Origin of the sequence: Blastococcus tunisiensis (assembly GCF_900112815.1) — a bacterium.
GTDB classification, from domain to species: domain Bacteria; phylum Actinomycetota; class Actinomycetes; order Mycobacteriales; family Geodermatophilaceae; genus Blastococcus_B; species Blastococcus_B tunisiensis.
The window spans coordinates 497,518-522,125 of the sequence record NZ_FOND01000001.1; the positions used below are offsets into that span (position 1 = coordinate 497,518).

The following is a 24,608-nucleotide window of genomic DNA, read 5'->3' on the forward strand; positions in this document are numbered from 1 at the left end:
ACACGACATGGTGTCGAGGTCTGTGCGCCCGGGGCGCGGAAGAGGTGAGCGTGCTGTGACCGCCGTCCGGCCGTCGACCGTCCCGCCTGCTGCGGCGGACGGGATCCCCGGACCGGTGCCACGCCGGGTGCGGCCCCCGCGCTGGCTGGACCTCCGGCTGGTGCTCGGGGTGCTCCTCGTCCTCGCCTCGGTGCTGCTGGGTGCCCGCGTCGTCGGCTCGGCCGATGCGACGGTGCCGGTCTGGGCGGTGGCCGGCGACCTCGCCGCCGGGACCGAGCTGGCCGCCGGGGACCTGGTGGCCGTGGACGTCCGACTCGACGACGCCGCCGGCGCGTACCTGTCCACGGCCACCCGACCCGAGGGCCGCACGCTGGCCCGTGCCGTGCGCGACGGCGAGCTGCTGCCGCGCACGGCGCTGGAGGAGGGCGACGGGCTCGTGCAGCTGGCCCTGCCGGTGCAGTCGGGGTACGTGCCGCCGGGGCTGCGGCGGGGGCAGGTGGTCGACGTCTACGCCGTGGCCGATCCGGCGGCCGGGGCCACGGCCGCCGACGGCAGCGTGACCCTCGTGGTGCGTCGCGCTCCCGTCCAGGCCCTCTCGGGGCGCTCCGAGGGCGTGCTGTCCACACCGACGACCGCGGTGCAGGTCGTGGTCGCGGTGGAGGCGGAGGACGCGGCCGACGTGCTCGCCGCGATCGCCGGACGCCCGCTGGTCGTGGTGGTCCACGGCTCGGTGGACGGGGACGAGGTCGAGGCGGGTGCCCTGGGGCCGGCCGGCTGATGGCACTTCAGGTCTTCACCGCGGTCACGGGCGCTGCCTGGGAGTCGGAGCTGGTCGGCGCCCTCGACCGCGCCGACCACGGGGTCACCGTGGTCCGCCGGTGCGTGGACGTCGCGGACCTGCTCGCCGTCGCGGCCACCGGGACGGGGCAGGCGGCGCTGCTCTCCGCCGAGCTGCGCCGGCTCGACGCGGACACCGTCGCCCGGCTCGAGGCCGCCGGGGTGGCCGTCGTCGGACTGGTGGAGCCGGGGGACGAGCGCGCCGCGGGCCGGTTGCGGCAGCTCGGGGTCCGGCAGGTCCTGCCGGCCGACGCCGACCCCGACGCCATCGCGCGGGCGCTGCGCGAGGCGGTCGCCGCCGCGATCACCCCCGGCCGGGACGTCGCCGACCCGGGTGCCGCGCTCCCGGTGCTGGGGGCGCCCGAGCAGCCGGAGGACCGGCCGGCGGGGCGGGGGCGGGTGGTCGCGGTGTGGGGGCCCACCGGCGCGCCGGGTCGGACGACCGTCGCCGTGGGCGTGGCCGACGAGCTGTCCCGCCTGGGGGTGTCCACCCTGCTCGTGGACGCCGACGTCTACGGCGGGGTGGTGGCCCAGCTGCTGGGGCTGCTCGACGAGTCGCCGGGGCTGGCCGGCGCGGCCCGGCTCGCCGCCACCGGGAACCTGGACTCGGCGGGCCTGGTGCGGCTGGCCTGGGCGGTCCGCCCCCACCTGCGCGTGCTGACCGGACTGGCGCGGGCCGACCGGTGGCCCGAGCTGCGTCCGCGTGCGGTGACCGCGGTACTGGAGGAGGCCCGCCGGCTGGCCGACGTGACGGTCGTGGACTGCGGGTTCAACCTGGAAGACGACGAGGAGCTCTCCTTCGACACGGTGGCGCCTCGTCGCAACGGGGCGACCCTCGCCGTCCTGGACGCGGCGGACACGGTGGTGTGCGTGAGCGGCGCCGACCCGGTGGCCCTGCAGCGCAGCATCCGTGCGCTCGACGAGCTCCGGGAGGTGCGCCCCGACGTGGAGCCGGTCCTGGTGGTCAACCAGGTGCGGCGCGGGCCGGTGCCCGGGGACCCGCACCGCGAGATCGGCGAGGCCCTGGAGCGGTTCGCCGGTCGGGACGCGCGCTCCTTCCTCTCCGCCGACCGCCGGGCCACCGACGCGGCGCTCGCCTCCGGTCGACCGCTCGCGGAGGTCGCGCCCCGTTCGCCGCTCCGGGTGGAGCTGCGCGCGCTGGCCGCTTCGCTGGCCGACGTCCCCCTGCCCGCGGCCCGCCGGCGGGGGCTCCGACGCCAGGAGGCGGTTCGGTGAGCGCCCGGATGTACGGGCCCCGCGGCGCGCCGTAGCGTGAGCGGCCGAGCGGGAGGAGAGCAATGGCCGAGCGACTGACCCGCCTGGACGCGTCCTTCCTCTACCTCGAGGAACCGGGCACCCCGATGCACGTGGGTGGTGTGCTGATCCTCGAGCGGCCGCCCGGTGGGCTCGAGGCGCTGGCGGCTCTCGTGCAGGCGCGCCTGCCGCTGGTGCCCCGGTACCGGCAGCGCGTGGCGGAGGTGCCCGGTCACCTGGCCGACCCGGTGTGGGTCGACGACCCGGACTTCGAGCTCGACTACCACCTCCGCCGCTCCGGCCTGCCCCGCCCCGGGACCGAGTCCCAGTTGCTGGACCTCGTGTCCAGGCTGACCTCGCGCCCGCTGGACCGTCGGCGCCCGCTGTGGGAGGCCTACCTGGTCGAGGGCCTCTCCGGCGACCGGGTCGCCGTGGTCACGAAGACCCATCCGGCGCTGGTCGACGGCTTGAGTGCACTCGACATCGGGCAGGTCCTGCTCGACGTCGACCCGGACGCACCGATCCCGGCGGCCGAGGAGTGGCGCCCGAGACGCCCACCGAGCGGTGCCGCGCTGCTGTGGGACGCGCTCGACGAGTACGTGCGGCGGCCCTCTGCGGTGGTGGACACGCTGCGCGGCGCGGTCACCGACGTCCGCTCGACCACCGCTCGGGTCACCGGGGTCGCCGGCGGGCTGCTACGTACCGCCCGGACGACCCTGATGGCTGCGCCGCACAGCCCGTTGAACGCCACGGTGAGCCGGCAGCGCCGGATCGCGGTGGCCCGCGCGCAGCTCGACGACCTGAAGACGATCCGCAAGGCGCACGGCGGGACGGTCAACGACGTCCTCCTGACCGTCGTGACCGGCGCGCTGCGGGAGTGGCTGCTCTCCCGCGGCGAGCCGGTGGTCGCCGGGACGTCGGTGCGTGCGCTGGTGCCCGTCTCGATGCAGGACGAGGACGCCGCCCCCGGCAACCGCGTCTCCTCCTACCTCGTCGACCTCCCCGTCGGGGAGCCCAACCCCCGGGTGCGCCTGACCCGCCTCAGCTACGCGATGCGGGGTATCGCGCTGCACGGGCAGTCCGTGGGGGCCGACAGCCTCATCGCGCTCACCGGTTTCGCGCCCTCCACCCTGCACGCGCTGGGCGCCCGGGCGGCTCGGGGGCTGTCCCGCCGGCTGTTCAACCTCGTGGTCACCAACGTCCCCGGCCCCCAGCTGCCGCTGTACGCGGCGGGCAGCCGGATGCTCGAGGTGTTCCCCGTCGTGCCGCTGGCCAGGGGGCAGGGGCTGTCCATCGGGATGACCAGCTACGACGGGTGCGTCTACTTCGGCTTCAACGCCGACCGCGACGGCGTCGGCGACGTGGACGTGCTCGCCGATCTGGTGGAGCAGGAGGTCGGGCAGCTGGTCGAGACGGCCGGCTGATCCCGGCGCCGGGATACGGTCGCTCTTTCGACGAAGGGAGCGACCGGGGTGCGCGTGTACCTGCCTGCCACCACGACGGTGCTGCGGACGCTGGTGGAGGAGGGGGCTCTGCCCGGTCCGCACACGGCGTTCGCGGTGACCTCCGAGCTGCGGCGGTTCTACGAGCTCAGCGACGCCGATGCCGACCTCGAGGAGCTGGAGTACGCCGCCCTGCTCGGTGCGGCACGGGCCAGCCTCCGGCTGATCGACATCGACCCGGCCGCGGCGCGGCGCCGGGTCGTTCTCGCCGCAGACGTCCCCGACGGCGCGGTCCGGGCGATCGAGGACCCGGACACCGACCGGGGCGCGGCGCGGGTCGAGGCAGACATCCGGGTGCAGGACGTCGCCAGTGCCCACATCGACGGAGCGGATGCGGAGGACGACGTGCGGGCGGCGGTGAACGTGGTGCTCGAGGCGGACCTGGGCAGCGAGGAGGCCCAGTTCGTCGTGGACCAGGCCGAGGGTCACGAGCTGGCCTGGTACGCGCGCCAGGAGATGGGGTCGGCGCTCGAGCTCCTCTGATCGGAGGCCGGTGGCGGCGCCGGCTCGGGCCGCTGCCGCCGGGCCACCTGCACGCGCTGCATGCCGGCGCCGGTGACCAGCCAGCCGCTCCCCGGCCGGTGCGGCACTGCGGTGCGGGGCAGCCGGACGCCGAGCAGGTCGGCGTCGCCGGGGCCCGGGCAGAGCAGGAGGCCGGTGCGGCTGCGCCGCAGCGCGGCCACCGGCCCCTGGTAGTGCGCGGAGAGGTGACCGGCGTGGGCGGCGGCGAGCAGCACCACCCGCCGGTGGTCGCCGTCGCCCAGCCGGGAGAGGGCCGGTGCGTCGGCGGGAGTGCCGAGGTCGTCGGCGAGGACGACCCCGGGCCGGCCGTCGAGGCCGGCCAGCCACTCCGCCGTCCCGGCGTCGTCGGCCGGGTCGAGCCGCGCGGCGTCGACGAGCCCGTCGGCCGGTCCTCCGACGCGGCCGAGGACCAGCAGGGGCGTGGGTAGCGACGCGAGGTGCAGGGCGAAGGCGGCCAGGGCGGAGGAGCGGCCGCTGCCCGCCGGCCCGGTGACGAGCAGCCCGCCGGTGCGCAGCAGGTCCACGCCGAGCGGCTGCCCCTCGTCGCCGCCCGGCCCGATCGGGAGCAGCAGGCGGCCCTCGGCGGTCGGATCGGCGGGCACCCGGCCGGGCGCCGGGAGGGGCAGCCGTGGATCGGCGGGCAGCTCCACGATCCGGAGCGGTCCCGGACCGTGGGACCCGCCGGACCCGGCGGTTGCGACCGCCCGGGGCAGGGCCAGCTGGCACTCCCGCGCCTCCTCGCCGACGAGGGCGCGGCCCGGGTGGCGGTGCGCGGGGACGTCCCGGTTCGCGATGCCGGCGACGGCATAGTCGGCGCGGTCGGGCAGCGGGAGGACCAGACGCCGGCGGGCCACCGCGGCGAGCCGGCCCCCGGGTACGGCGCGGTCGGCGGTCGCGACGCACGTGAGGCCCACCGCGGCACCGTCGCGCAGCACCCGGAGCAGGTGGGCGGAACCGCGCCCCGGATCCGCCTCGTCGAGCAGTGCGCTGATGGACTCGATCCCGTCGACGAGCAGCAGGATCCGCGGGGTCGCGGTTGCCCTCGCCCCGGCCCGCCGGTTCGCGACCTCCTGCGCCAGCCGGTCGACGAGGCGGACGGTCCGGAGGGCGTCCTCGCCTCCGACGACCGTGCCGCTGTGCGGATGCCGCGCCGCCGCGGTGGCGAGCAGACCGGCGCCTGCCTCCAGCACGTGGACGTGCAGCTCATCCGGTCCCAGCCGGTGGACGGCCTCGCCGAGGACGGTCAGCAGCAGCGTCGTCCGCCCGCTCCGGGGGCCGCCGACGGCCAGCCAGGTGCCGCCGTCGTCCAGATCCAGTCCGAGCACCTCCTGCGTCTGCAGGTCGGGCCGGTCGACGAGCCCGAGGGGGAGCACGGCGGGCCCGGGGCCGGGGGGCGGACCGTCCGCGGTGAGCGTGCCGGCGGGGAGGCGGTCAGGCAGTGGTGGCCGCCATGGGCGGTGCGGCATCGGCGTGCCGGTCCGCCGGGCGTGCTCGGTCAGGGCGGTGCACAGGCGGCCGAGATCGGTGGCCCCCGCCGGCCCGTGCTCCTCGTCGGGCGGCCCGGCCAGCGGCCAGGACCACCGCCGGGCAGCGGGGCGGGTGCCACCTGCGGGAGGGGCGTGCCCGGAGACCCGGGCCACCTGCAGCGCCGTGGGCGCACCGCTGCCGGAGCGCAGCCAGGCACGGCCCGGCAGGTCGAGCGGGAGGTGGGCGGCGGCCGCGGTGCCCAGGACGTCGCGGGACTCCGCCTCGTCGGTCGTGCGCAGGCAGATCCGCAGGCTGCAGTTGGCCCGGATCTCGGGGGAGACGACACCGCTGGGGCGCTGGGTGGCCAGCACCAGGTGCACGCCGAGGGACCGGCCCCGCTGGGCGATGGCCACGAGCCCCGGCACGAACTCCGGGAGCTCCTCGGCCAGGCCGGCGAACTCGTCCACGACGATGACCAGCCGGGCCAGGTCGGCAGAGCCGGGCAGGGCCGCGATGTCGGCGACCCCGTGCTCGGCCAGGATCGACTCGCGCCGGGTGAGCTCCGCGGCCAGTGAGCGCAGCGCCCGCGCGGTGGCCCTTCCGTCCAGATCGGTGACCAGGCCGACCGTGTGCGGCAGGGCTGCGGCCTCGGCGAAGGCGGCACCACCCTTGTAGTCGACGAGCAGGAACGAGCAGCGGTCGGGTGGATGGGTCAGTGCGAGCCCGGCGATGAGCGTCTGCAGGAGCTCCGACTTCCCGGAGCCGGTGGTGCCGGCGATCAGCGCGTGCGGGCCCTGGCGGCACAGATCGACGACCAGCGGACCGTGGGCGGTCCGTCCCAGCGGGGCGACGAGCCGGTCGCGGTGGCGCTGCCAGGACACCGGGATCTCGCCACCGTCGCCGGGCCGGTCCCCGGTGGGGACCACGTCCAGCAGGCGCACCCGGTGCGGGAGGCTGCTGTCGGTCTCCACCGGCGCCAGTCCGCCGAGATCCCGGGCCAGGTCCGCGGCGAGCGTGGCGGGCAGCCGGTCGACGGTCAGGCCTCCGCGGTCGGGGTGGCCCTGCCGGTTCAGGATCCCGGTGTCGCCGGTCTCCCCGGACAGCTGCAGCACGGCGTCCGCGCCGGCGGCGAGGTCCTGGGGCGTGCCGGCGGAGGTCAGCACGACGATCCCGGCCGCGCGGGCCGACCGCAGCGACGCTGCGCTCCGCGGGTCCAGCGCGCCGTCGACGACGATGACGAGCCAGCCGGGTCGACGGTCCGGCCGCCCGTCGACGTCGGCCCGCCTTCCGGCGGCGAGGGCAGCGAGACGCTCGGGCAGGCCGTCGGCGGGCGGCGGAGCGTCGTCGGCGTGGCCCGGTGGCAGCACGTGGACCGCGCCCGGGGCGAGGTGCGGCAACCAGCGGGTCCACGCCCAGTCGGGCAGCCGGTCGGCCGCCACCAGGACGAGGAGATCGACCTCCCCGGGCGCGTGCAGCGTGCACAACTGGGCCACGGCGGCCGACAGCGCACCCGTGGCGGGGCCGCGCGGGCCGACGACGGCCAGCCCACCGGTCGCGCGCAGGTCCACGACCACGGGCAGGTGCGGTGCGGTCTGCCGGGTCCGCACACCGTCGCCGTCGATCCGGAACACCCGGGTGGGACCCGGGCCGCTGCCGATCCGCACGGCCAGGGCCTCCTCGGCGTCGCGGGAGCGGCTCCACAGCACGGCCGTCCGCCGTCGCGCCGCCACGGCCAGTGCGGCGAGGTCCGGGTGCGTGACCTCCGCGGTGCGGGCGTCCGCGCGGAGCGCTGCCCCGAGCCGGGCCTCGGCCGCCCCGACCTCGAGCGCGTGCGCGGCCGCCTCCCGTCGCCCGCTGCGGCGACCGGACCACCGCTCCGAGATCCACGTCCCGAGCGCGACCACGGGACTGAGCAGCGCGAAGAACAGGAACGTGGGTGCGTCCAGCAGCCAGGCCATCGCCACGCCACCGACCGCGGGTAGCGCGACCGCGATCCAGGCCAGACGCCGGCGCGGCGCCGGGGCGGGAGGCCGGGGGAACGCCACGTCGACGTCGGGGGTGGGCGTGCTCATCCGGAGGACCGGGCGCACCCGCCGGCGGCCGTCCGTCCCCTGGTCCGGGCTCGTCGCCGGAGCGGCGGGACCGGTGAGGACCAGCGCGCTCAGGCCCAGCCGGAGGACCGTACCCGGGGGCCATTCGTGCGGCTCTCCGCTGAGGTGGGCGCCGTCCAGCCGGGTCCCGTTGGTCGACGACAGGTCGGCGACGGTGACCGAGCCGCTGCCGACCCGGACGCTCGCGTGCCGGCGGGAGACGTCCGGGTCGTGCAGCCGCACCCGTGCCCGGCCGCCGCGGCCGATCACGTGGTCCCCCTGACCCAGCGGGAACCAGCGCCCGGCGTCGGGTCCACCGACGACGTGCAGCTCCAGGGCGCTGGACGTCCCCCCGGGGTGCCGCTCGCGGGTGGGACGGCCGGCACCCAGGACCGCGCCGTGGTCGAGGGCCGGTGCGGTGAGGGGCGTGTCGTCGCTCAGGCGGGTGGAGCCGGACCAGAGCCCCTCGACCGGCCGGCCGAGGAGGGCGGTCAGTTCCGGGAGGACGTCGGCGAGCCGGTGGTGCCGCGTCGCGACGACCTCGACGTCGAGCGTGCCGGGATCACCGGTCAGGGTCCAGCAGCGCGCGGCTGCCACCCCGGCGGCACTGCGGTCGGACGGATCGGTCACGGCGGGATCCTGACCGCTCCGGACGGGGTCCGGTGGGGGTCGCACGGAATCTGTGGACAGCCGGCCGCCTGTGGACAACGCCGCGGGCTTCTGCCCCGCGGCGCCTAGCGTCCACCGCCACCGGGAGAGCCCCGGACCCGAGGAGGAACCGTGAAGGTCGACATCGCCACCCTGCAGTCCATGGCCGGCCGGTGCCGTGCCGAGGCCGCCGACACCGCGGGCCGGCACGCGACGCTGTCCAGCTCGATCAACACCTCGGTGCTCGACGGGTGGACCGACAGCCAGGCGGCCGTCCAGTTCAGCCAGCTCTACGAGCAGTGGCGGATGTCCGCCCAGGGGGTCAGCGACGCCCTCACCGGCATGGGCTCGCTGCTCACGAACGTGGCCTCGTCCTACCAGCAGCACGAGGCGGACATGGCCGCGCGGATCGGGGCCATGATCTGAGCGACCGGTGCGGCGCTCCCGTGCGGTGGGCCGCCCGCCCACGGGGCGCTGCCCGGGCCGGGAGGCGGCCGGGCGGACCGTCCGTAAGATCGGCAGCCGTCCAGACGGGCCCCGGTGTGCTGTCGCGGGCTGCCGATCGCCCACGGGTGCCCGGCGGCCCCGCCGGGTGCCCGGCCCAGTCGTCCAGGTCGGGAGCCAGCAGATGCAGTTCGGTCGGTACTACGAGGAGTTCGAGGTCGGGGCGGTCTACAAGCACTGGCCCGGGAAGACCGTCACCGAGTACGACGACCACCTGTTCTGCCTGCTCACGATGAACCACCACCCGCTGCACATGGACGTGAACTACGCGGAGAAGACCACCGACTTCGGCAGGAACGTGGTCGTCGGCAACTACATCTACTCACTGCTGCTCGGGATGAGCGTCCCGGACGTCTCCGGCAAGGCGATCGCCAACCTCGAGATCGAGTCGCTGCGGCACGTGGCACCCACGTTCCACGGCGACACGATCTACGGCGAGACCACCGTCCTCGACAAGACCCCGTCGAAGTCCAAGGACGACCGGGGCGTGGTGTACGTCGAGACCATCGGCTACAAGCAGGACGGCACGGTGGTCTGCATCTTCCGCCGGAAGGTGATGGTGCCCAAGCAGTCCTACGGCGAGGCCCGCGGCGGGGAGCAGCCCGGGCGCCCGGAGCCGGCTGCACGCTGAACGGGCCGGCCGATGAGCTCCGGGTGGCGTCAGCGGGGCAGGACCCCCCACGTGCGGAGGGTCTCGGCCAGCCCCGGGGTGCACGCCAGCCGGTCCAGGGTGGCCGCGTCGGCGAGCACGACGTCGGTCGCGTCGTCACCGGCCACCGGCTGCTGCGCGGCTGGGTCGAGCGTGCAGACGAGGTCGACCACGTCGTACACCACCGGGCCGGCCGGGATGCGCAGCCGGCCGGCCACCGGTCCCGCGGCGACGTCCACGCCGGTCTCCTCCCGCACCTCCCGGCGGACCGCCTGCTCGAGGGTCTCCCCGGGCTCGACCCGCCCGCCCGGCAGCGACCAGAGGCCGGCGTGCGGGGCGTGGCCACGGCGGACCAGCAGCAGGCGTCCGGCGCCGTCCAGCACGACGGCGCCGACGCAGGGCACGACCGGCGGGCCGTCCTCCAGGGGAACGGCGTCCGTGGACTCGTCGGCCGGCACGGACGGCACGCTACGCAGCCGACGCCGCGACGACCGGAGGGAGCGGCGCCGTCGGCTTGACGATCGTGCGCCGTCCCAGGACGGTGATGCCCGATGAGCGTCTCGGCGGTCTGCCCCCGATGCGGCGAGACACTGGTGGTGCGGCCCGGCTCGACCGCGCAGGCGTGGTGCCACGTGCACGGAGCCGTCACGCCGCTGCACCACACGGTCCTGGTCGCGCACGACGCGATCTCCGCGGTCACCGCGGACGCCCGCGTGCCCGCCTGGGTGCCCGACCCCGTGCCGGCGGGCTGGTCGGTCACCGGGATGGCGTGGGGCGGTGAGCCGGGCGCCCGCGCGATCGTCGTCGACTGCGCCGGCCCGGCGCCGCTCGGCGGCTCGGCCGAGCTCGTCCTGGTCGCCGAGGAACCGGGGACGGGGGTCGGCTGCGGCTACGCGGGCCTGCCCGGCCTCGACCCCGGTGACGTCATCGAGGGGCCGTCGTCGGTCGACGTGAAGGCGGCCGGCCAGCGTGCCCCGCTCTGGGCCGTGCCCACGTCCGACGACCGGGCGGCGTTCGTCGGTGAGGCGTACGGCGTCTGGCTGTGGCTGGTCATGTGGCCGATGAACGCCGCCTGGCTGCTCGCCGAGCAGCTGGAGCTGCTCGACCTGCGCGACCGCATCTACCCCGACCTCCCGCTGGGTCCGCCGAGCGAGCACCTGCTGCCCGGGAACTGACGCAGAACTCGACCGGTCAGATTCATGATCGGCGCGTCGGCGGTGCGACGGGTGGGGCATCTGTTACCCATGGGACGAAGCAGTCCGCCGCACCCGGGTGGACCCTGTACCCGCAGGCTCGCACCCGCCGGAGCCTGCCCGCACGAGCGCACCCGTGGAGGTGGCGGTGAACCTCAAGAAGGTCGTCACCTGGTTGGTCGTGGCATTCGTCGTCTTCTACGTCATCCAGGCCCCCGAGCAGTCCGCCGAACTGGTCCGCAACGCGGGGGAGGCGCTGGGCGACGCGGCCTCCTCCCTCGCGCAGTTCGTCGGTTCGCTGGTCTAGCCCGCTGATCGCGTGAGCGGACCCGCGCCCCTGGAGGACCTCCCCAGCCGGGCGAGCAAGGACGTACAGAAGTACCTGCTGCCGGACGAGAAGGCGGTGGTGGCGACCCGCCGGCACTGGGCGGTGCTGATCGAGCCGACCGTCAAGTTCCTCCCCTTCTTCGTCGCAGGGGGGTGGCTGCTGCTCGTCGACCCCGACAACCGGGTGACCAGCACGGCCGGGCTCCTGGTGATCGTCGGGGCGCTCGTCTACTACGGGCTGCGGGTCGGCGAGTGGTGGATGCGGCACTTCATCGTCAGCACCCGCCGGGTCCTGCTCACCTCCGGGGTCATCGTGCGCACGGTGACCCTGCTGCCGCTGCGGCGGATCACCGACCTGACCTGGAAGGAGACGCTGCTGGGTCAGGTCCTCGGCTACGGCACCTTCCGCTTCGAGTCCGCCGGCCAGCAGCAGGCGCTGTCGGAGATCACCTTCCTGCCCGCCGCCGACGTCCTCTACCGCAGGGTCAGCAGCCTGCTCTTCAGCAGCGACTGGGGCGGCGGCCCCGCCTCGGGCGGCGACGACGAGGGCAACCCCGACCCGGCGCCGCCACCCCGGCCGGGACCGCCACCCGACGGCGGACGGCGCGACACCGAGCCCATCCCACGGGTGCAGTGAGGATCGGGCAGGCTGGCCCCTGATGCTGATCGACCTGCACACCCACTCCTCGGTCTCCGACGGCACCGACAGCCCGGCCGGGCTGCTGGAGGCCGCCCGCGCGGCCGGGATCGACGTGCTCGCGCTGACCGACCACGACACCACGGCCGGGTGGCCGGTCGCCGCCGCGGCGAGGCCGGCCGGCCTCACCGTCGTCCCCGGGATGGAGCTGTCCTGCCGGTGGATCTCCGGCGACCAGCCGCCGGTCAGCGTCCACCTGCTGGCCTACCTCTTCGACCCGACCCACCCGGGGTTCGCGGCGGAGCGGGCGAGGCTGCGCGACGAGCGGCTCGAGCGCGGCGAGCGGATCGTCACCGCGCTCGCCGACGCCGGGTACGGCATCACCTGGGACCGGATCGTGGAGCGGTCCGAGGGCGGGGTGGTCGGGCGGCCGCACATCGCCCGCGCACTGGTCGAGGCGGGTGCTGCGGACTCGGTGGACCACGCCTTCGCGACCCTGTTGCACCACCGCAGCCCGTACTACGTCAGCAAGGCCGACACCGACGTCCGGGAGGGCATCGCCCTGGTGCGCGCGGCCGGCGGGGTCCCGGTCTTCGCCCACGGGCTGGCCACCAAGCGGGGGCGCGTCGTCGGGGACGACGCCATCGCGGCCATGGTCGAGGCCGGGCTCCTGGGGCTCGAGGTCGACCACCCCGACCACTCCCCGGACGAGCGGGCGCACCTGCGCGGCCTCGCGGCGGACCTGGACCTGATCACCACCGGGTCCAGCGACTACCACGGCACCAACAAGACCACCCCGATCGCAGCCTGCACCACCGACCCCGACCAGTTCGAGGCGATCCTGGCCGCGGGCACCGGCAGCGCGCCGTTCCGGGACTGAGCCGGGAACCGTCGCACCCGGTCGCTACCGTCACGGGCATGGGGTCGAGCGCGCAGATGGAGATGCCGGGCATGCCGCGCCGGTTGTTCTCCGCGACCCCGAGCAAGCTCGCGTCCTTCGCCGACTGCCCCCGCCGCTACCGCTACGCCTACGTCGACCGGCCCAGTCCGCCCAAGGGGCCGGCGTGGGCGCACAACACCGTCGGGGCGGCCGTGCACGCGGCGCTGCGCTCGTGGTGGGACCTGCCGGTGGAGAAGCGCACCACGGCCGCCGCGCGGCAGCTGCTGTACGCCGCCTGGTCGCCGAACGGATTCCGCGACGCCGAGCAGGCGGAGCGGTGGCGGGCCCGTGCCGCCGGCTGGCTGACCGACTACGTGCCCACGCTCGACCCGACCGACGAACCCGTGGGCAACGAGCGCACCGTCGGCGCCACCACGGAGCGGCTGGCGCTGTCCGGCCGGGTCGACCGGATCGACCAGCGCGGCGAGGAACTGGTGATCGTCGACTACAAGACCGGGCGGGTGCCCTCGACCGACGACGAGGCCCGCGGGTCACCGGCGCTGGCCGCCTACGTGCTCGGCGTGCGCCGCACCCTGCGCCGGCCGTGCAGCCGGGTGGAGCTGCACCACCTCCCCTCCGGCACGGTGGCCGCCTTCGAGCACACCGAGCGCTCGCTGGCCAACCACGTCCGGCGGGCCGAGGACATCGCCGAGGACATCACCGCCGCCACCGGGCAGCTGGCGGCCGGAGAGGACGCCGACGCCGCGTTCCCCGCCGTCCCGGGCCGGCAGTGCAGCTGGTGCGACTTCCGGCCCAGCTGCCCGACCGGTCAGGCCGCCGCCCCGCCGCGCGACACGTGGAGCTTCCTCGCCGAGGACGACGCCGGGGCGTGAGGGAACGTCCCGTTGCAGGGCAGGCGCCGATGGCGGGGACGGCAGGCGCCCTCAGGCTGCCGGAGCCTCCGCCACGCGGTCCCACCCGGCCCAGACGATCGGCGAGCGCCGGGCGCGCTGGGGCAGCCGCAGCAGGGCCTGCCGGAACGCCCTGAGCGCCCCCGTCGCCGCGGCGTCGGTCAGCCTCAGACCGGGCCATGAGTACATCCGGCGGGCCCACTGCGGCAGCAGCGACACGGCCAGCGCGGCCAGCCCGCCCCAGGCGCCCTGGGCCGGCGTCAGGTAGCGCACCCAGGTGGGCATCGGCGGCAGGGTGATCAGCCGGTAGGCATCGCGGGCGGCCGGGGTGACCGCCAGCTCCGGCCGGACCGCGTCGAAGTAGGCGGCCAGCGCGGTCACCGACTGCGGCACCTCCTCCCGCGCGATGCCGATCAGCTCGGCCGCCGTCGCCTGTTCGGCCACGTACCGGTCGGCGTCCGCGTCGGTCAGCGGCACCCCGGCCCGACGGGCCACGGCCAGCAGCGAATCGACCTCGCAGCAGTGCACCCAGAGCAGCAGGTCCGGGTCGTCGACCCGGTAGGTGCGGCCGGTGGTCTCCTCGGTCCCGCCGAGCCGCCGGTGGATGCCCCGCACCCGCGCCGCGGCGCGCACCGCCTCGGAACGGGTGCCGAACGTGAGGGTGTCGACGTAGGTGGCCGTGCGGATCAGCCGCGGCCAGGGCTCGTCGCGGAAGCCACCGGAGAAACGCGCGACGCCGTCCATCGCCACCGGGTGCAGGGCCTGCAGCAGCAGTGCCCGGAGCCCGCCGACGGAGAACGACGGGTCGGAGTGGATCCGCCAGGTCACGCTGTCCGGGCCGAAGAACCCGAGCCGGTCCTCCTCGGTCGTCCACGCGTCCGGGGGCAGGGGTGGGTGCGGGCGGCTCATGCCCCTTCTTCGCCGGCGGGTGGCTGCGTGGACGCGGCCGAGGCATCCGCCCAGAAGTCGAGCAGCAGCTCCAGGGTCCGGACCGGGTTCTCGACGGCGGGGGAGTGGATCGACCCGTTGATGACCTCGTGGCGGGCGCCCAGCCGCTGCGCCATGTCCGCCTGCACGTGCGGGAGCCAGGCGTCGTCGGCCTCGCCGTGGGCGACGAGCAGTGGCAGGCCGACCGCCCGGAGCTCGGCGACGCGATCGGGCTCGGACAGCATCGCGTCCGCCATGCCGCGCAGCCCCGCCTCGGCGTTGCGCAGGAACCGGCGGGTGTAGAACTCCCGCGTCGGCGCCGGAACCGCCTGCGCCTTGGGATCGGTCATCGCCAGCTGCTCGAGCGTCTCGTGCACCAGTCGCACGCCCCCGGCGTCCAGCAGCGGCCCGAGGTGGTCGAGCAGCTCGGCGCGCCGTCCGGTGAGCCGCGACGGGCCCGAGCCGAGCAGGGTGAAGGAGGTGAAGAGGGTGGGCTCGGCCAGTACCGCGGCCCGGGTGACCAGCCCGCCGAAGCTGTGCCCGAGCAGGTGCAGCGGCTCGCCGGACTCCTCGCGCAGCACCCGGGCGACGGCGACGACGTCCTGCCCGAGCTCCGCGACCGAGTAGGCGGCCGGGTCGTCGGGCCCGGGGGACTCGTACTGACCGCGCTGGTCGAGGGCGACCACCCGGTAGCCCGCCACGGCCAGCGGCGCCAGCAGCGGCGCGAAGTCCTCCTTGCTGCCCGTGTAGCCCGCCACCAGCAACGTGGTCCCGCGGACGGCCTCGCCGCCGGTGTCCAGCGCGGTCAGCGGGCCGGCGCGCCCCGGGAAGGTCCGGTTCGCCGCGTCGTGCTGGGCGAGCTGCCGCAGATCGTCGGGGGCGATCGCGAGGGACACGGTGTCGTCGGGGCCGCCGGGCAGGACCATGCCCCGAGTGTGCCCTGCGGGGAGGGCTCCGCCGTCAGCGGTACCCGAGGACCCGCTCGTCCGCCCGGAGCACCACGGCCGGACCGACGGTCGCCGCCGTTCCTCCTCGTGGCGGTGCGCCCGCCGCCGAGCGGGACAGCTCGGCGCCGGTCAGCAGGTCCCGGACGGAGAACCCGGCCGGATCGGGGAGGACCAGGCGGCCGGGACGGGCGGCGTCCTTCGTGCCGGGGTCGACGGGCAGGCCGGTCGCCGGCGCCTCCCAGAGGGCAGCGCCCGAGGCGGTGTCCCGCGCGGTCACCACCCCGCCGATGCGCACCAGCGACACCGACCCGACGGTCACCTGGTCGACGTCCGCCGTCGCCGGGGCGACCGGTTGCCGGGCCAGCTCGGTGCCGTCGGGTCCCGACAGCGTGTGCACCGCGGCGCCGACGCGCACGGTCACCGTCCCGTCGGCTCCCAGCAGCCCGACCGGTTCGCCCCCGTCGGCGGGGAGGGTGCGGGTCCAGTGCTCCGTGCCGGCGAAGCCGTCGAGGAGGCGCACCCGCACGTCCGTGCTGCCGGTGCAGCGCTGCAGGACCACGACCCCGGTGCTCCCGGTGTCCGAGTCGAGGAATCGGCAGCCCGCCGGCGCGGCCGACCGCCAGCGGATCCCGCTGCCGGTCGGGTCGAATGTCAGGACCCCGGTGGGGTTGGACGCGAGCACGATGGCGCTGGTCGAGTCGAGGACCGCGTCCCCGGCGAGGTTCAGGTTCCGCGTCCACCGGCGCACCCCGGTGCCCGCGTCCAGGGCGACCGCCTCGTCGCAGCGGTCCGCGGTGGCGAACACCGCCACGGCCACCCCGTCGGTGGCGGTCAGGCCGCACAACCGGGCGTCGGACCGCGTGTAGTGCCACGCCTGCTCGCCGGTGAGCGGGTCGAGCGCCCGCACGCCGTGCCCGGATCCGAGGAGGACCCGGCCCTCCGCCACGAGCCGCTCCGGGGCGAGGCCGGCCCCGGCCGACCACGCCTCGGAGACGGCACCGGCCGGCGTCCCAGAGGGGACGTCGGCCGGTGGTGCGGTGGTGCTCCGCGTGGCCGCCGCGTCCGAGCCCCGCCAGAGGAGGGCGGCGACGAGCAGCAGCGCGACGGTGGCCGCCGTCCAGACCCAGACCCGCAGCGGCGGGCGACGAACTCCGGACACGGCGACCGAGGTCAGGAGGCCGCGGACTCCGCGCCGCCACCGCTGCGGTTGGCGCCGCCACGGCGGCGACGGCGGCGGGGCCTGGAGGCCGTGCCGTCGGAGGGTGCGGACTCGGCGGCGGCCGGGGCGGACCCGCCCTGCGCGGCTCCGGCTCCTGCCGCGGCGGCCCCGGTGCCCCGGGTGCGGCGGCGCGGACGGCTCTTGCCCTCACCGGAGCCCTGCTCGCCGGCCGGACCGCGCGAGCCGCCCCGACCGCCGGAGTCACGACCGCCGGAGTCACGGCCACCGGAGTCGCGGCCACCGGAGTCGCGACCGCCCGACGTGGGCCGGTTGCGCTTGCCGGTCTCGCCGAGGTCCTCGAGCGTCTCGGCGTCCAGACCCTCCCGGGTCCGCTGCGAGCGGGGCAGCCGGCCCTTCGCCCCCTCGGGGACGTCGAGGTCGGTGTAGACCCACGGCGAGGTGGAGTAGGTCTCCGGCGGGTCGGCGAAGTCGAGGTCGAGCGCCTTGTTGATCAGCTGCCAGCGCGGGATGTCGTCCCAGTCCACCAGCGTGACCGCGACGCCCGTGCTTCCGGCGCGACCGGTGCGGCCGATCCGGTGCACGTAGGTCTTCTCGTCCTCCGGGCACTGGTAGTTGACGACGTGGCTGACGCCGGTGACGTCGATGCCGCGGGCGGCGACGTCGGTGGCGACCAGGACGTCGACCTTGCCGCTGCGGAAGGCGCGCAGCGCCTGCTCGCGGGCGCCCTGCCCGAGGTCGCCGTGCACGGCGGCCGCGGCGAACCCGCGGTCGACCAGCTCGTCGGCGACCTTCTGCGCGGTGCGCTTGGTGCGGCAGAACACCATGACCAGGCCGCGGTCGCGGGACTGCAGCACCCGGGACAGCAGCTCGGGCTTGTCCAGGTTGTGCGCCCGGTAGATGAACTGGGTGGTCTGCGGGACCGTCGAGCCCTCGTCGTTGCCGTGCGCCCGGATGTGGGTCGGCTGGGTCATGAACGACCGGGAGAGCGTCACGATCGGGCCGGGCATCGTCGCGGAGAACAGCATCGTCTGCCGCTTGTCCGGGACCATCGCCAGGATCCGCTCGATGTCGGGCAGGAAGCCGAGGTCGAGCATCTCGTCGGCCTCGTCGAGGACGAGCACCTTGACCTTGCCCAGGATCAGGTCACCGCGCTGGGCCAGGTCGAGCAGCCGGCCGGGAGTGCCGACCACGATCTCGACGCCCTGCTGCAGCGACTCGATCTGCGGCTCGAACGCGCGGCCGCCGTAGATGGCCTGCACGCGGATGCCGCGCCGGGCGCCGGCGGCGCCCAGGTCGCGGGCGACCTGCACGCACAGCTCGCGGGTGGGGACGACGACCAGCGCCTGCGGGACGCCGTCGCCGCCCTCGGCCGGCGGGCTGACCCGCTGCAGCATCGGCACGCCGAAGCCCAGGGTCTTGCCGGTGCCGGTGCGCGCCTGGCCGATCAGGTCGTTGCCGGCCAGGGCCAGCGGGAGGGTCAGCTCCTGGATGGCGAAGGTGCGGTGGATCCCGACCTCGGCCAGCGCGGCGACGACGTCGGGGTGCACGTCGAAGTCGCTGAACAGCGGGCTGTCGCTGGCGACGGGGGCGCCGCCGAGCTCCTCGACCTGGGACTCCAGCTCCTCGGGGGCCGGCGCACCGGTCTCGGCGTGCTCGAGCGCGACCGCCTCGGGGCTCGGCGCGGCATCGGTGGACGTGGGGCTGTTCTCGATGGAGGTCAGTGCTCTCGCCTCTGGTCTGCGGGGGGATGGGGCCGTCGCGTCTCATCGCGTCGGACCTGTCCCGGTCGGTTGTCGCGGGATCGGTTCCAGCGCCGACGCAGCCAGCAGAACCGGGCGTTCCGGAGATCGGCCCGGGAGACAGCCCGAGAGGGCGTCGTCCAGCGGTCGTCAGCGCACAGATACACAGCGCACCCGGAGGTACGCCGGTTCCCATGGTAGCGCGGCCACCGGTTAGCCTCTGCGCGCCGCGCTGTCGCCGGTGACCTGCGCCACCTTCCGGCGACCGGCGTCCCGTCCCTGGACCCAGGAGAGATGTGTGACGACCCCGGTCGACAGCAGTGCCGTCGTGGACCTGCTGGGCGCGCTCGCCTACGCCGAGCTCACCGCGTTCGACCGGCTGGCGGAGGACGCCCGGCTGGCGCCCACGCTCACCGGTCGGGCCGCGCTGGCGCGGATGGCCGCCGCCGAGATCGGGCACCACTGCCGCCTGGTGGAGCGGCTGGAGGAGCTGGGCGCCGACCCGTCGCAGGCGATGGCGCCGTTCGTGCCCGCCCTGGACGCCTTCCACGAGAGCACCCGGCCCAGCACCTGGCTGGAGGGGCTGGTGAAGGCCTACGTCGGCGACGGCCTGGCCACCGACTTCTACCGGGAGATCGCGGCGTTCCTCCCCGACCCCGACCGCGCGCTGGTGCTGGAGGTCCTCGACGACACCGGGTACGCCGACTTCGCCGTCCGCGAGGTGCGCGCGGCGATCCGGGCCGACCGGAAGGTCCCCGGCCGGCTGTCGCTGTGGGGACGGCGGCTGGTCGGCGAGGCCATGAGCCAGTCGCAGGCGGTCATCGCCGAGCACGACGGGCTGGCCGGGCTGATCATCGCCGGGACCGGGGACCTCTCCGGCGTGGCGAAGCTGATCGAGCGCATCACCGGCGCGCACACCCGGCGCATGAAGGCCCTGGGGCTCAACCCGTGAACGGGGGGCAGCACCTGCTGGTGGTCGGGGCCGGGCCGGGCATCTCCCAGGCCACCGCCGGCCGGCTGGGCGCCGCCGGCCATGCCGTCGGCCTGGTCGCCCGCCGGGAGGCCTCGCTCGCCGAGGTCGGTGGCGCGCTGCGCGAGGACGGCGTCCGCGCGGAGTGGGCGACGGCGGACGCCGCCGACCCGGACTCGCTGACCGGGGCCGTGGAGACGCTGGTCGCGGCGCTGGGGCCGGTGGACGTCCTGCTCTACAACGTGTCGGTGGGCCGGTCGGCCGCGGTGCCCGAGCTGACCCCTGAGCAGCTCCTCGGTGATCTGGCAGCGGGGGTGGTGGGCCTGCAGACGGCGGTCCGCGCCGTCCTGCCGGGGATGCGCGAACGGGGTGCGGGCACGGTCCTGGTCACCGGGGGCGGGGCCGCCGATCGGCCCATCCCCGCGATGGCGACCCTGGGCGTGCAGAAGGCGGCGCTGCGGGCGCTGGCCGAGGTGCAGGCGCGCGCCCTGGCCCCCGACGGCATCCACGTGGCCACGGTGACCGTCCGCGGCCTGGTGGGGGACGGGGACCGGCAGATCTCCCCGGACCGGGTCGCCGCCGTCTACGCCGAGCTGGTGGCCGAGACCGCCGGTCCGCCGGAGGGCTGGCGGACAGTCGTCGACCTCACCGTCTCCTGAACCACGACGGGGCGCCGTCCGCGGGGAGCGGACGGCGCCCCGTCGGGACGCGCGGTGGGTCCGGGTGGTTCGCCGGCGGGACTACGCCCCGGCGATGAAGCCGACCCGGCGCTGGTCGGCCTGCGCGATCTCCACGTAGGCGATCCGGTCGACGGGGACGACGACGCGACGACCCCGTTCGTCGACCAGGGTCAGCAGGCCGTCCTTGGACGAGCCGGACATGGCTGCGGCGACGTCCGCAGCGATCTCGTCGGGGGTCTTGGGGCTGTCGATGACCAGCTCCCGGGGGGAGTGCTGGACGCCGATCTTGACTTCCACGTGGGCGATTCCTCCTCGGTTCGCGACTGACCCCACGCTAGCCCAGCGGTGCCACGACCGGCCCGACGTGCGACTGCGCCGACAGCGAACGCGGCGAGCTGCGGGAGACGCCGCGCCGCAGAGACGGGGCCGCAGGACGGGGCCGCAGGACGGGGCCGCCGGGTGGGGCCGCCGGGTGGATCCGTCAATCCACGCGCGGGAAGCCGGAGATCCCGCGCCAGGCCAGCGCCGTCACCAGGGCGACCGCCTCGTCGCGGGACACGGTCCCCTTGCGGGGCAGCCACCAGCGAGCGCTGGTCTCCGACAGCCCGGTCAGCCCCGACGCGAGCAGCAGCGCGCGCTCGGGGTCCAGGCCGGTGTCGGCGGCGATCACCTCGGCGATCGCCTCCACGCAGGCGCCCGTGCCCCGGTCGACGATCGCCCGGACGTCGGGGTCGTTGCGCAGGTCGGACTCGAAGACCAGGCGGAAGGCCTCGCCCTCGGCGTCGATGAAGTCGAAGTAGGCGCCGACGGCCCCGTCGACGCGGGCCCGGTTGTCGTCGGTCCCGCCCATCGCGTGGGCCACGCGGTCGGCCAGCTCGGAGACGTGCTCCTCGAGCAGGGCGAGGTAGAGCTCCCGCTTTCCGGGGAAGTGCTGGTAGAGCACGGGCTTGCTGACGCCGGCCCGGTCGGCGATGTCGTCCATCGCCGCGGCGTGGAATCCCTGGGCGACGAAGACGTCCTGCGCGGCCCGCAGCAACTGCAACCGGCGGGCACCGCGGGGGAGGCGGGACGTGCGCCGGCTGTTCACGGCGGCGGGGCGGGGCGGCTGCATGGCAGGAGGATGTTACCGGCGGGTTCGGCGCCCGCGTGCGGGACGGGCTGCGATTACCGTCGAGGCGATGTCCGAGGCCCCTCCGCCCGACGTCGCGACGGCCGATGTCCCGGCCGCGCGCCCGTCGGCCACGCCGCTGCCACCGCTGGTCCCGCTGCTCCCCCCGTGGCCGGGGGAGCAGCTCCCGATCCGCGGCGGGAAGGTGTTCGTGCGCACCACGCCGTGGACGGGTCCGGTGGGGGGCGACGGTGGGGACGCACCTCGCGAGCGGGCGCTCTACGTGCACGGGCTGGGCGGGGCGTCGACGAACTGGACCGATCTGGCCGCGCTGCTCGCCGTCCGGTTCGACGGGTGGGCCCTCGACCTCCCCGGCTTCGGCCGTTCCCAGCCGCCCCCGCGGGGGCGGTACTCCATGCGCGGGCACGTGCGGGCGGTGATCGACGTCCTCGAGCACGTCGCCGACCGGCCGGGGGACGCCCAGGGGCGCCCGGTGCACCTGCTCGGCAACTCCCTCGGCGGGCTGGCGAGCCTCGTCGCCGCCGCGCGCCGTCCCGACCTGGTGGCGACGCTGACGCTGGTGTCGCCGGCCATGCCGGTCTACCGCGTACCGCCGGCGTTCAGCCGGGCCCTGCTGCTGCTCCTGGTGCCGGGCATCCCCTCCGTCGCCGCCCGCCGGATGGGGAGCATCACGCCGGAGGAGAACGTGCGGGCCATGGTCCGGATGTGCTTCGGCGAGCCCGGCAGGGTGCCGCCCGAGCGGGTGCAGCAGGCGATCGCGGAGATGCGTGAGCGCGCCGAGCAGCCGTGGGCCGGGCATGCCCTCACCCGCAGCATGCGCGGTCTGATCACCTCCTACCTCCGGGTCGGGGCGGCGAACGCCTGGCGGGCGGCGCGCAGCCTGCGCCCGCCGACGCTGGTGCTCTGGGGGGCCCGGGACAAGCTCGTCGACCCCTCGATGGCGCCGCGCCTGGCCTCCGCCGTCCCCGACGCCCGGCTGGCGATCCTGCCGCGGGCCGGGCACGTGGCCATGCTGGAGGACCCGGAGGCGACGGCGCGGGCGGTGCTCGGCATGGTCGAGGAGACCGCGGCGTGCCGTGGACCCCGGGCTGCCGTCGAGATTCCGCGGAGCGTGAGACGCTGAGGAACTGACGCCGGAGGACGACGAGGAGCACGAGTGCGGCCAGCGGGAGGACGCCCGGCGGACGGCCGTCCTCGGGACGGGCGTCCGGGTGGGGTGCGCCGCGTGCCGCCCGGCCCACCGTTCCCGCCACCCGCGCGGCCGGTGCCGGACCGCTCCGCGGTGGGCACCGCCGAGCGCCCGGGGACGGCCGGCCGCCGGGAGCTCCCCGCGCGGGCCGGCTCGACCTCCCCGGCCCCCCGGCCCCGGACGGGCAGGCTCCGCGGCTTCGCCCGGCGCTACGGGTGGCGGGCGTACGCGATCCCGCTGCTGACCGTCGCCACGATCGTGGTCCTCGTCGACCTGGCGCTCACCACGCGCGGCGTCCCGTCCCAGACCACCGGCGCCGCCGCGCCCGCGACGGCGTCCGCCCCGGCCACCCAGCCGGCGCCGGAGACCGCGTCGGTGGAGGAGGCCGCCCCGGTCGCACCCGCGGAGGGCGAGGCGGAACCCACCGAGGCGCCGGTGACGGTCGGCGCGGAGCCCTACGTGGAACAGGGTGCCGGCAGCCTGACCGTCGTCGACGGCAGCTCGCCGGTGTACGGCACCGGGCCGCTGCGCCGCTTCATCGTGGAGGTGGAGGACGGCATCGGGGTCGCCGGCGAACCCTTCGCCCAGGCCGTCGAGGCCACGCTCGGGGACCCGCGCGGATGGGGGAGCGGCGGCCGGCTGTCCTTCCAGCGGGTGGGGGCGGCCGAGGCCGCGGCCGGTCAGTTCGACTTCCGGGTGAGCCTGGTGAGCCCCGGCAGCATGGAGACCTACTGCCCCGGCGTCGGCACCGGCGGCTACACCTCCTGCCGCTACGGCGAGCGGGCGGTCATCAACCTCGCCCGCTGGGCGACCGCGGTCCCGCACTACGACGGCGACGTCGCCACGTACCGGCAGTACGTCGTCAACCACGAGGTGGGGCACGCGCTCGGCAACGGCCACGTGAACTGCCCCGGGCCCGGACAGCTCGCGCCGGTGATGCAGCAGCAGACCCTCGACCTGCAGGGCTGCGCCAAGAACGCCTGGCCCTACCCCTGACGCCCTCCGCCGGGATCAGCTGACCTGATCGTGGCGCGTCCTCCCGCGCGGCCCGCGGTGGGGGAGGACGCGTCGCCGCGGGGGAGGACGGCGGGCCGGCCACGCCACCGAAGTCGCCCGTGGACGGCGGGAATCCCGCTGCGTGTCACGCTGTTGTTCGCGTGAACGCAGGTCCCGCGGGGCCGCAGTCGAGAAGACCCGAGGAGCAATCCGTGTCCCTGCCACCCCTGGTGGAGCCCGCCGCCGACCTCTCCGTCGAGGAGGTCCGCCGCTACAGCCGCCACCTGATCATCCCCGACGTCGGGATGGACGGGCAGAAGCGCCTGAAGAACGCCAAGGTGCTCGCCGTCGGCGCCGGTGGTCTCGGGTCGCCCGTGCTGATGTACCTGGCCGCGGCCGGCGTCGGCACCCTCGGCATCGTCGAGTTCGACACCGTCGACGAGTCCAACCTGCAGCGCCAGATCATCCACGGGCAGTCCGACGTGGGCCGGTCCAAGGCCGAGAGCGCGCGCGACTCCATCAAGGAGATCAACCCGCTGATCGACGTCCGCCTGCACGAGACGCGCCTCGACAGCGACAACGTGCTCGACATCTTCGGCGAGTACGACCTGATCGTCGACGGCACCGACAACTTCGCCACGCGGTACCTGGTCAACGACGCCTGCGTGCTGCTGGACAAGCCCTACGTGTGGGGGTCGATCTACCGGTTCGACGGCCAGGTGTCGGTCTTCTGGAACGAGCACGGCCCGAACTACCGCGACCTCTACCCGGTGCCCCCGCCGCCCGGCATGGTCCCCAGCTGCGCCGAGGGCGGCGTGCTCGGCGTCCTGTGCGCCACGGTCGGCGCCATCCAGGCCACCGAGGCGGTCAAGCTGATCACCGGCATCGGCGAGACGCTGCTCGGCCGGCTCATGGTCTACGACGCCCTCGAGATGACGTTCCGCGAGATCAAGGTGCGCAAGGACCCCGAGGGCGAGCCGATCACCGGGCTCATCGACTACGAGGCCTTCTGCGGCGTCGTGTCCGTCGAGGCGCAGGAGGCGGCCGCCGGCTCGACGATCACCGTCGACGAGCTCAAGGACATGATGGACGCCGGCAAGGACTTCGAGCTGATCGACGTCCGGGAGCCCAACGAGTACGAGATCGTCTCCATCCCCGGTGCCACGCTGATCCCCAAGGACGAGATCCTGTCCGGCCGGGCGCTGGCCCAGCTGCCCAACGACAAGCCGATCGTGCTGCACTGCAAGACCGGTGTCCGCTCGGCCGAGGCGCTCGCCGCGGTGAAGGCGGCCGGCTTCAAGGACGCCGTGCACGTCCAGGGCGGCGTGACCGCATGGGCCACGCGCATCGACAAGGCGCTGCCCACCTACTGACGACGGACCCGCTCCATCGCGTCACGACGGCTCGCGCCTCTCCCCGGGGAGCGGCGC

At 75.7% G+C, this 24,608-nt stretch carries 24 protein-coding genes; 16 read left to right on the top strand and 8 right to left on the bottom strand.

What is annotated here, in order from left to right; genetic code table 11:
- The first annotated feature begins 55 nt into the window (after window positions 1-55).
- The 4 genes from BM142_RS02315 (at window position 56) to BM142_RS02330 (ending at window position 4,076) form a co-directional block, all read left to right on the top strand.
- Window positions 56-778, top strand: a complete 723-nt coding sequence (locus tag BM142_RS02315; protein WP_092195122.1) for an SAF domain-containing protein — start codon at window positions 56-58, stop codon at window positions 776-778.
- Window positions 778-2,073 (top strand): CpaE/TadZ family protein, encoded by a 1,296-nt coding sequence (locus BM142_RS02320; RefSeq protein WP_092195123.1) that lies wholly within the window; start codon window positions 778-780, stop codon window positions 2,071-2,073. Before BM142_RS02315 ends, BM142_RS02320 begins: the two co-directional genes overlap by 1 nt.
- 62 nt (window positions 2,074-2,135) lie before the next feature.
- Window positions 2,136-3,515 (top strand): WS/DGAT/MGAT family O-acyltransferase, encoded by a 1,380-nt coding sequence (locus BM142_RS02325; protein ID WP_092195124.1) that lies wholly within the window; start codon window positions 2,136-2,138, stop codon window positions 3,513-3,515.
- A gap of 48 nt (window positions 3,516-3,563) precedes the next feature.
- The gene (locus BM142_RS02330; RefSeq protein WP_092195125.1) at window positions 3,564-4,076 is read left to right on the top strand and encodes a DUF6912 family protein; all 513 of its coding nucleotides are present in this window, start codon (window positions 3,564-3,566) and stop codon (window positions 4,074-4,076) included.
- Here the strand turns inward: BM142_RS02330 and BM142_RS02335 are convergent.
- Window positions 4,019-8,302, bottom strand: coding sequence for an FtsK/SpoIIIE domain-containing protein (locus tag BM142_RS02335; RefSeq protein ID WP_175527050.1), 4,284 nt, complete (start codon window positions 8,300-8,302; stop codon window positions 4,019-4,021). The genes BM142_RS02330 and BM142_RS02335 overlap by 58 nt on opposite strands.
- A gap of 150 nt (window positions 8,303-8,452) precedes the next feature.
- On the opposite strand from BM142_RS02335, the gene BM142_RS02340 reads away from it, so the two are divergent.
- Window positions 8,453-8,746, top strand: coding sequence for a WXG100 family type VII secretion target (locus BM142_RS02340; RefSeq protein WP_092195216.1), 294 nt, complete (start codon window positions 8,453-8,455; stop codon window positions 8,744-8,746).
- A 202-nt stretch (window positions 8,747-8,948) separates the two neighbouring features.
- Window positions 8,949-9,455 (top strand): MaoC family dehydratase, encoded by a 507-nt coding sequence (locus BM142_RS02345; RefSeq protein ID WP_092195127.1) that lies wholly within the window; start codon window positions 8,949-8,951, stop codon window positions 9,453-9,455.
- 29 nt (window positions 9,456-9,484) lie between these two features.
- On the opposite strand, the gene BM142_RS02350 is transcribed toward BM142_RS02345, so the two are convergent.
- Entirely contained in the window at window positions 9,485-9,931 is a 447-nt protein-coding gene (locus BM142_RS02350; protein ID WP_254790473.1) for an NUDIX hydrolase, read from the bottom strand.
- Between the two features lie 93 nt (window positions 9,932-10,024).
- Here BM142_RS02350 and BM142_RS02355 point away from each other — a divergent pair, with 93 nt between their 5' ends.
- The 5 genes from BM142_RS02355 (at window position 10,025) to BM142_RS02370 (ending at window position 13,403) form a co-directional block, all read left to right on the top strand.
- The gene (locus BM142_RS02355) at window positions 10,025-10,648 is read left to right on the top strand and encodes a DUF6758 family protein (protein WP_092195128.1); all 624 of its coding nucleotides are present in this window, start codon (window positions 10,025-10,027) and stop codon (window positions 10,646-10,648) included.
- Between the two features lie 166 nt (window positions 10,649-10,814).
- Window positions 10,815-10,973 (top strand): hypothetical protein, encoded by a 159-nt coding sequence (locus BM142_RS24330; protein WP_175527051.1) that lies wholly within the window; start codon window positions 10,815-10,817, stop codon window positions 10,971-10,973.
- Window positions 10,974-10,985: 12 nt separating this feature from the next.
- Entirely contained in the window at window positions 10,986-11,630 is a 645-nt protein-coding gene (locus BM142_RS02360; RefSeq protein WP_092195129.1) for a PH domain-containing protein, read from the top strand.
- A 22-nt stretch (window positions 11,631-11,652) separates the two neighbouring features.
- A complete protein-coding gene (locus BM142_RS02365; protein WP_092195130.1) occupies window positions 11,653-12,510 on the top strand; it encodes a PHP domain-containing protein in 858 nt (285 codons plus the stop codon).
- 38 nt (window positions 12,511-12,548) lie between these two features.
- Window positions 12,549-13,403: a RecB family exonuclease gene (locus BM142_RS02370; RefSeq protein ID WP_092195131.1), complete on the top strand. Its 855-nt coding sequence runs from the start codon at window positions 12,549-12,551 to the stop codon at window positions 13,401-13,403.
- Between the two features lie 51 nt (window positions 13,404-13,454).
- Here BM142_RS02370 and BM142_RS02375 read toward each other — a convergent pair whose 3' ends face one another.
- From BM142_RS02375 to BM142_RS02390, 4 genes are read right to left on the bottom strand one after another with little or no spacing between them, the layout of a single operon-like run.
- A complete protein-coding gene (locus BM142_RS02375; RefSeq protein WP_092195132.1) occupies window positions 13,455-14,330 on the bottom strand; it encodes an oxygenase MpaB family protein in 876 nt (291 codons plus the stop codon).
- A complete protein-coding gene (locus BM142_RS02380) occupies window positions 14,327-15,274 on the bottom strand; it encodes an alpha/beta fold hydrolase (RefSeq protein WP_092195133.1) in 948 nt (315 codons plus the stop codon). Before BM142_RS02380 ends, BM142_RS02375 begins: the two co-directional genes overlap by 4 nt.
- A gap of 34 nt (window positions 15,275-15,308) precedes the next feature.
- On the bottom strand, window positions 15,309-16,454 hold the full coding sequence (locus tag BM142_RS02385; protein ID WP_092195134.1) for an outer membrane protein assembly factor BamB family protein: 1,146 nt from the start codon (window positions 16,452-16,454) through the stop codon (window positions 15,309-15,311).
- Between the two features lie 11 nt (window positions 16,455-16,465).
- A complete protein-coding gene (locus BM142_RS02390) occupies window positions 16,466-18,022 on the bottom strand; it encodes a DEAD/DEAH box helicase (RefSeq protein ID WP_254790474.1) in 1,557 nt (518 codons plus the stop codon).
- A 490-nt stretch (window positions 18,023-18,512) separates the two neighbouring features.
- Between BM142_RS02390 and BM142_RS02395 the strand changes: the two genes are divergently transcribed.
- Together BM142_RS02395 and BM142_RS02400 are read left to right on the top strand one after the other, a co-directional pair.
- Window positions 18,513-19,166, top strand: a complete 654-nt coding sequence (locus BM142_RS02395) for a ferritin-like fold-containing protein (RefSeq protein ID WP_217640527.1) — start codon at window positions 18,513-18,515, stop codon at window positions 19,164-19,166.
- A complete protein-coding gene (locus BM142_RS02400) occupies window positions 19,163-19,843 on the top strand; it encodes an SDR family NAD(P)-dependent oxidoreductase (RefSeq protein WP_092195137.1) in 681 nt (226 codons plus the stop codon). The genes BM142_RS02395 and BM142_RS02400 overlap by 4 nt, the downstream gene beginning before the upstream one ends.
- Before the next feature lie 81 nt (window positions 19,844-19,924).
- Here BM142_RS02400 and BM142_RS02405 read toward each other — a convergent pair whose 3' ends face one another.
- Window positions 19,925-20,161 carry a DUF3107 domain-containing protein gene (locus BM142_RS02405; protein WP_092195138.1) on the bottom strand — a complete coding sequence of 79 codons (237 nt, stop codon included), beginning with the start codon at window positions 20,159-20,161 and terminating at the stop codon, window positions 19,925-19,927.
- Window positions 20,162-20,345: 184 nt separating this feature from the next.
- Window positions 20,346-20,975, bottom strand: coding sequence for a TetR/AcrR family transcriptional regulator (locus tag BM142_RS02410; RefSeq protein ID WP_092195139.1), 630 nt, complete (start codon window positions 20,973-20,975; stop codon window positions 20,346-20,348).
- A 67-nt stretch (window positions 20,976-21,042) separates the two neighbouring features.
- On the opposite strand from BM142_RS02410, the gene BM142_RS02415 reads away from it, so the two are divergent.
- The 3 genes from BM142_RS02415 to moeZ all read left to right on the top strand — a co-directional run bounded on the left by BM142_RS02415 (window position 21,043) and on the right by moeZ (window position 24,551).
- The gene (locus BM142_RS02415) at window positions 21,043-22,116 is read left to right on the top strand and encodes an alpha/beta fold hydrolase (protein WP_092195140.1); all 1,074 of its coding nucleotides are present in this window, start codon (window positions 21,043-21,045) and stop codon (window positions 22,114-22,116) included.
- Between the two features lie 102 nt (window positions 22,117-22,218).
- Window positions 22,219-23,178, top strand: a complete 960-nt coding sequence (locus BM142_RS02420) for a DUF3152 domain-containing protein (protein WP_254790475.1) — start codon at window positions 22,219-22,221, stop codon at window positions 23,176-23,178.
- A 212-nt stretch (window positions 23,179-23,390) separates the two neighbouring features.
- Window positions 23,391-24,551 carry an adenylyltransferase/sulfurtransferase MoeZ gene (gene moeZ, locus BM142_RS02425; protein ID WP_092195142.1) on the top strand — a complete coding sequence of 387 codons (1,161 nt, stop codon included), beginning with the start codon at window positions 23,391-23,393 and terminating at the stop codon, window positions 24,549-24,551.
- Window positions 24,552-24,608 lie beyond the last annotated feature (57 nt).

What these genes read in the sequence shown, in the direction of transcription:
- BM142_RS02320 (WP_092195123.1), top strand. Translation starts at nt 778, where the DNA reads ATGGCACTTCAGGTCTTCACCGCGGTCACGGGCGCTGCCTGGGAGTCG.
- BM142_RS02325 (WP_092195124.1), top strand. Translation starts at nt 2,136, where the DNA reads ATGGCCGAGCGACTGACCCGCCTGGACGCGTCCTTCCTCTACCTCGAG.
- BM142_RS02345 (WP_092195127.1), top strand. Translation starts at nt 8,949, where the DNA reads ATGCAGTTCGGTCGGTACTACGAGGAGTTCGAGGTCGGGGCGGTCTAC.
- BM142_RS02355 (WP_092195128.1), top strand. Translation starts at nt 10,025, where the DNA reads ATGAGCGTCTCGGCGGTCTGCCCCCGATGCGGCGAGACACTGGTGGTG.
- BM142_RS02365 (WP_092195130.1), top strand. Translation starts at nt 11,653, where the DNA reads ATGCTGATCGACCTGCACACCCACTCCTCGGTCTCCGACGGCACCGAC.
- BM142_RS02370 (WP_092195131.1), top strand. Translation starts at nt 12,549, where the DNA reads ATGGGGTCGAGCGCGCAGATGGAGATGCCGGGCATGCCGCGCCGGTTG.
- BM142_RS02375 (WP_092195132.1), bottom strand. Translation starts at nt 14,330, where the DNA reads ATGAGCCGCCCGCACCCACCCCTGCCCCCGGACGCGTGGACGACCGAG.
- BM142_RS02380 (WP_092195133.1), bottom strand. Translation starts at nt 15,274, where the DNA reads ATGGTCCTGCCCGGCGGCCCCGACGACACCGTGTCCCTCGCGATCGCC.
- BM142_RS02410 (WP_092195139.1), bottom strand. Translation starts at nt 20,975, where the DNA reads ATGCAGCCGCCCCGCCCCGCCGCCGTGAACAGCCGGCGCACGTCCCGC.
- BM142_RS02415 (WP_092195140.1), top strand. Translation starts at nt 21,043, where the DNA reads ATGTCCGAGGCCCCTCCGCCCGACGTCGCGACGGCCGATGTCCCGGCC.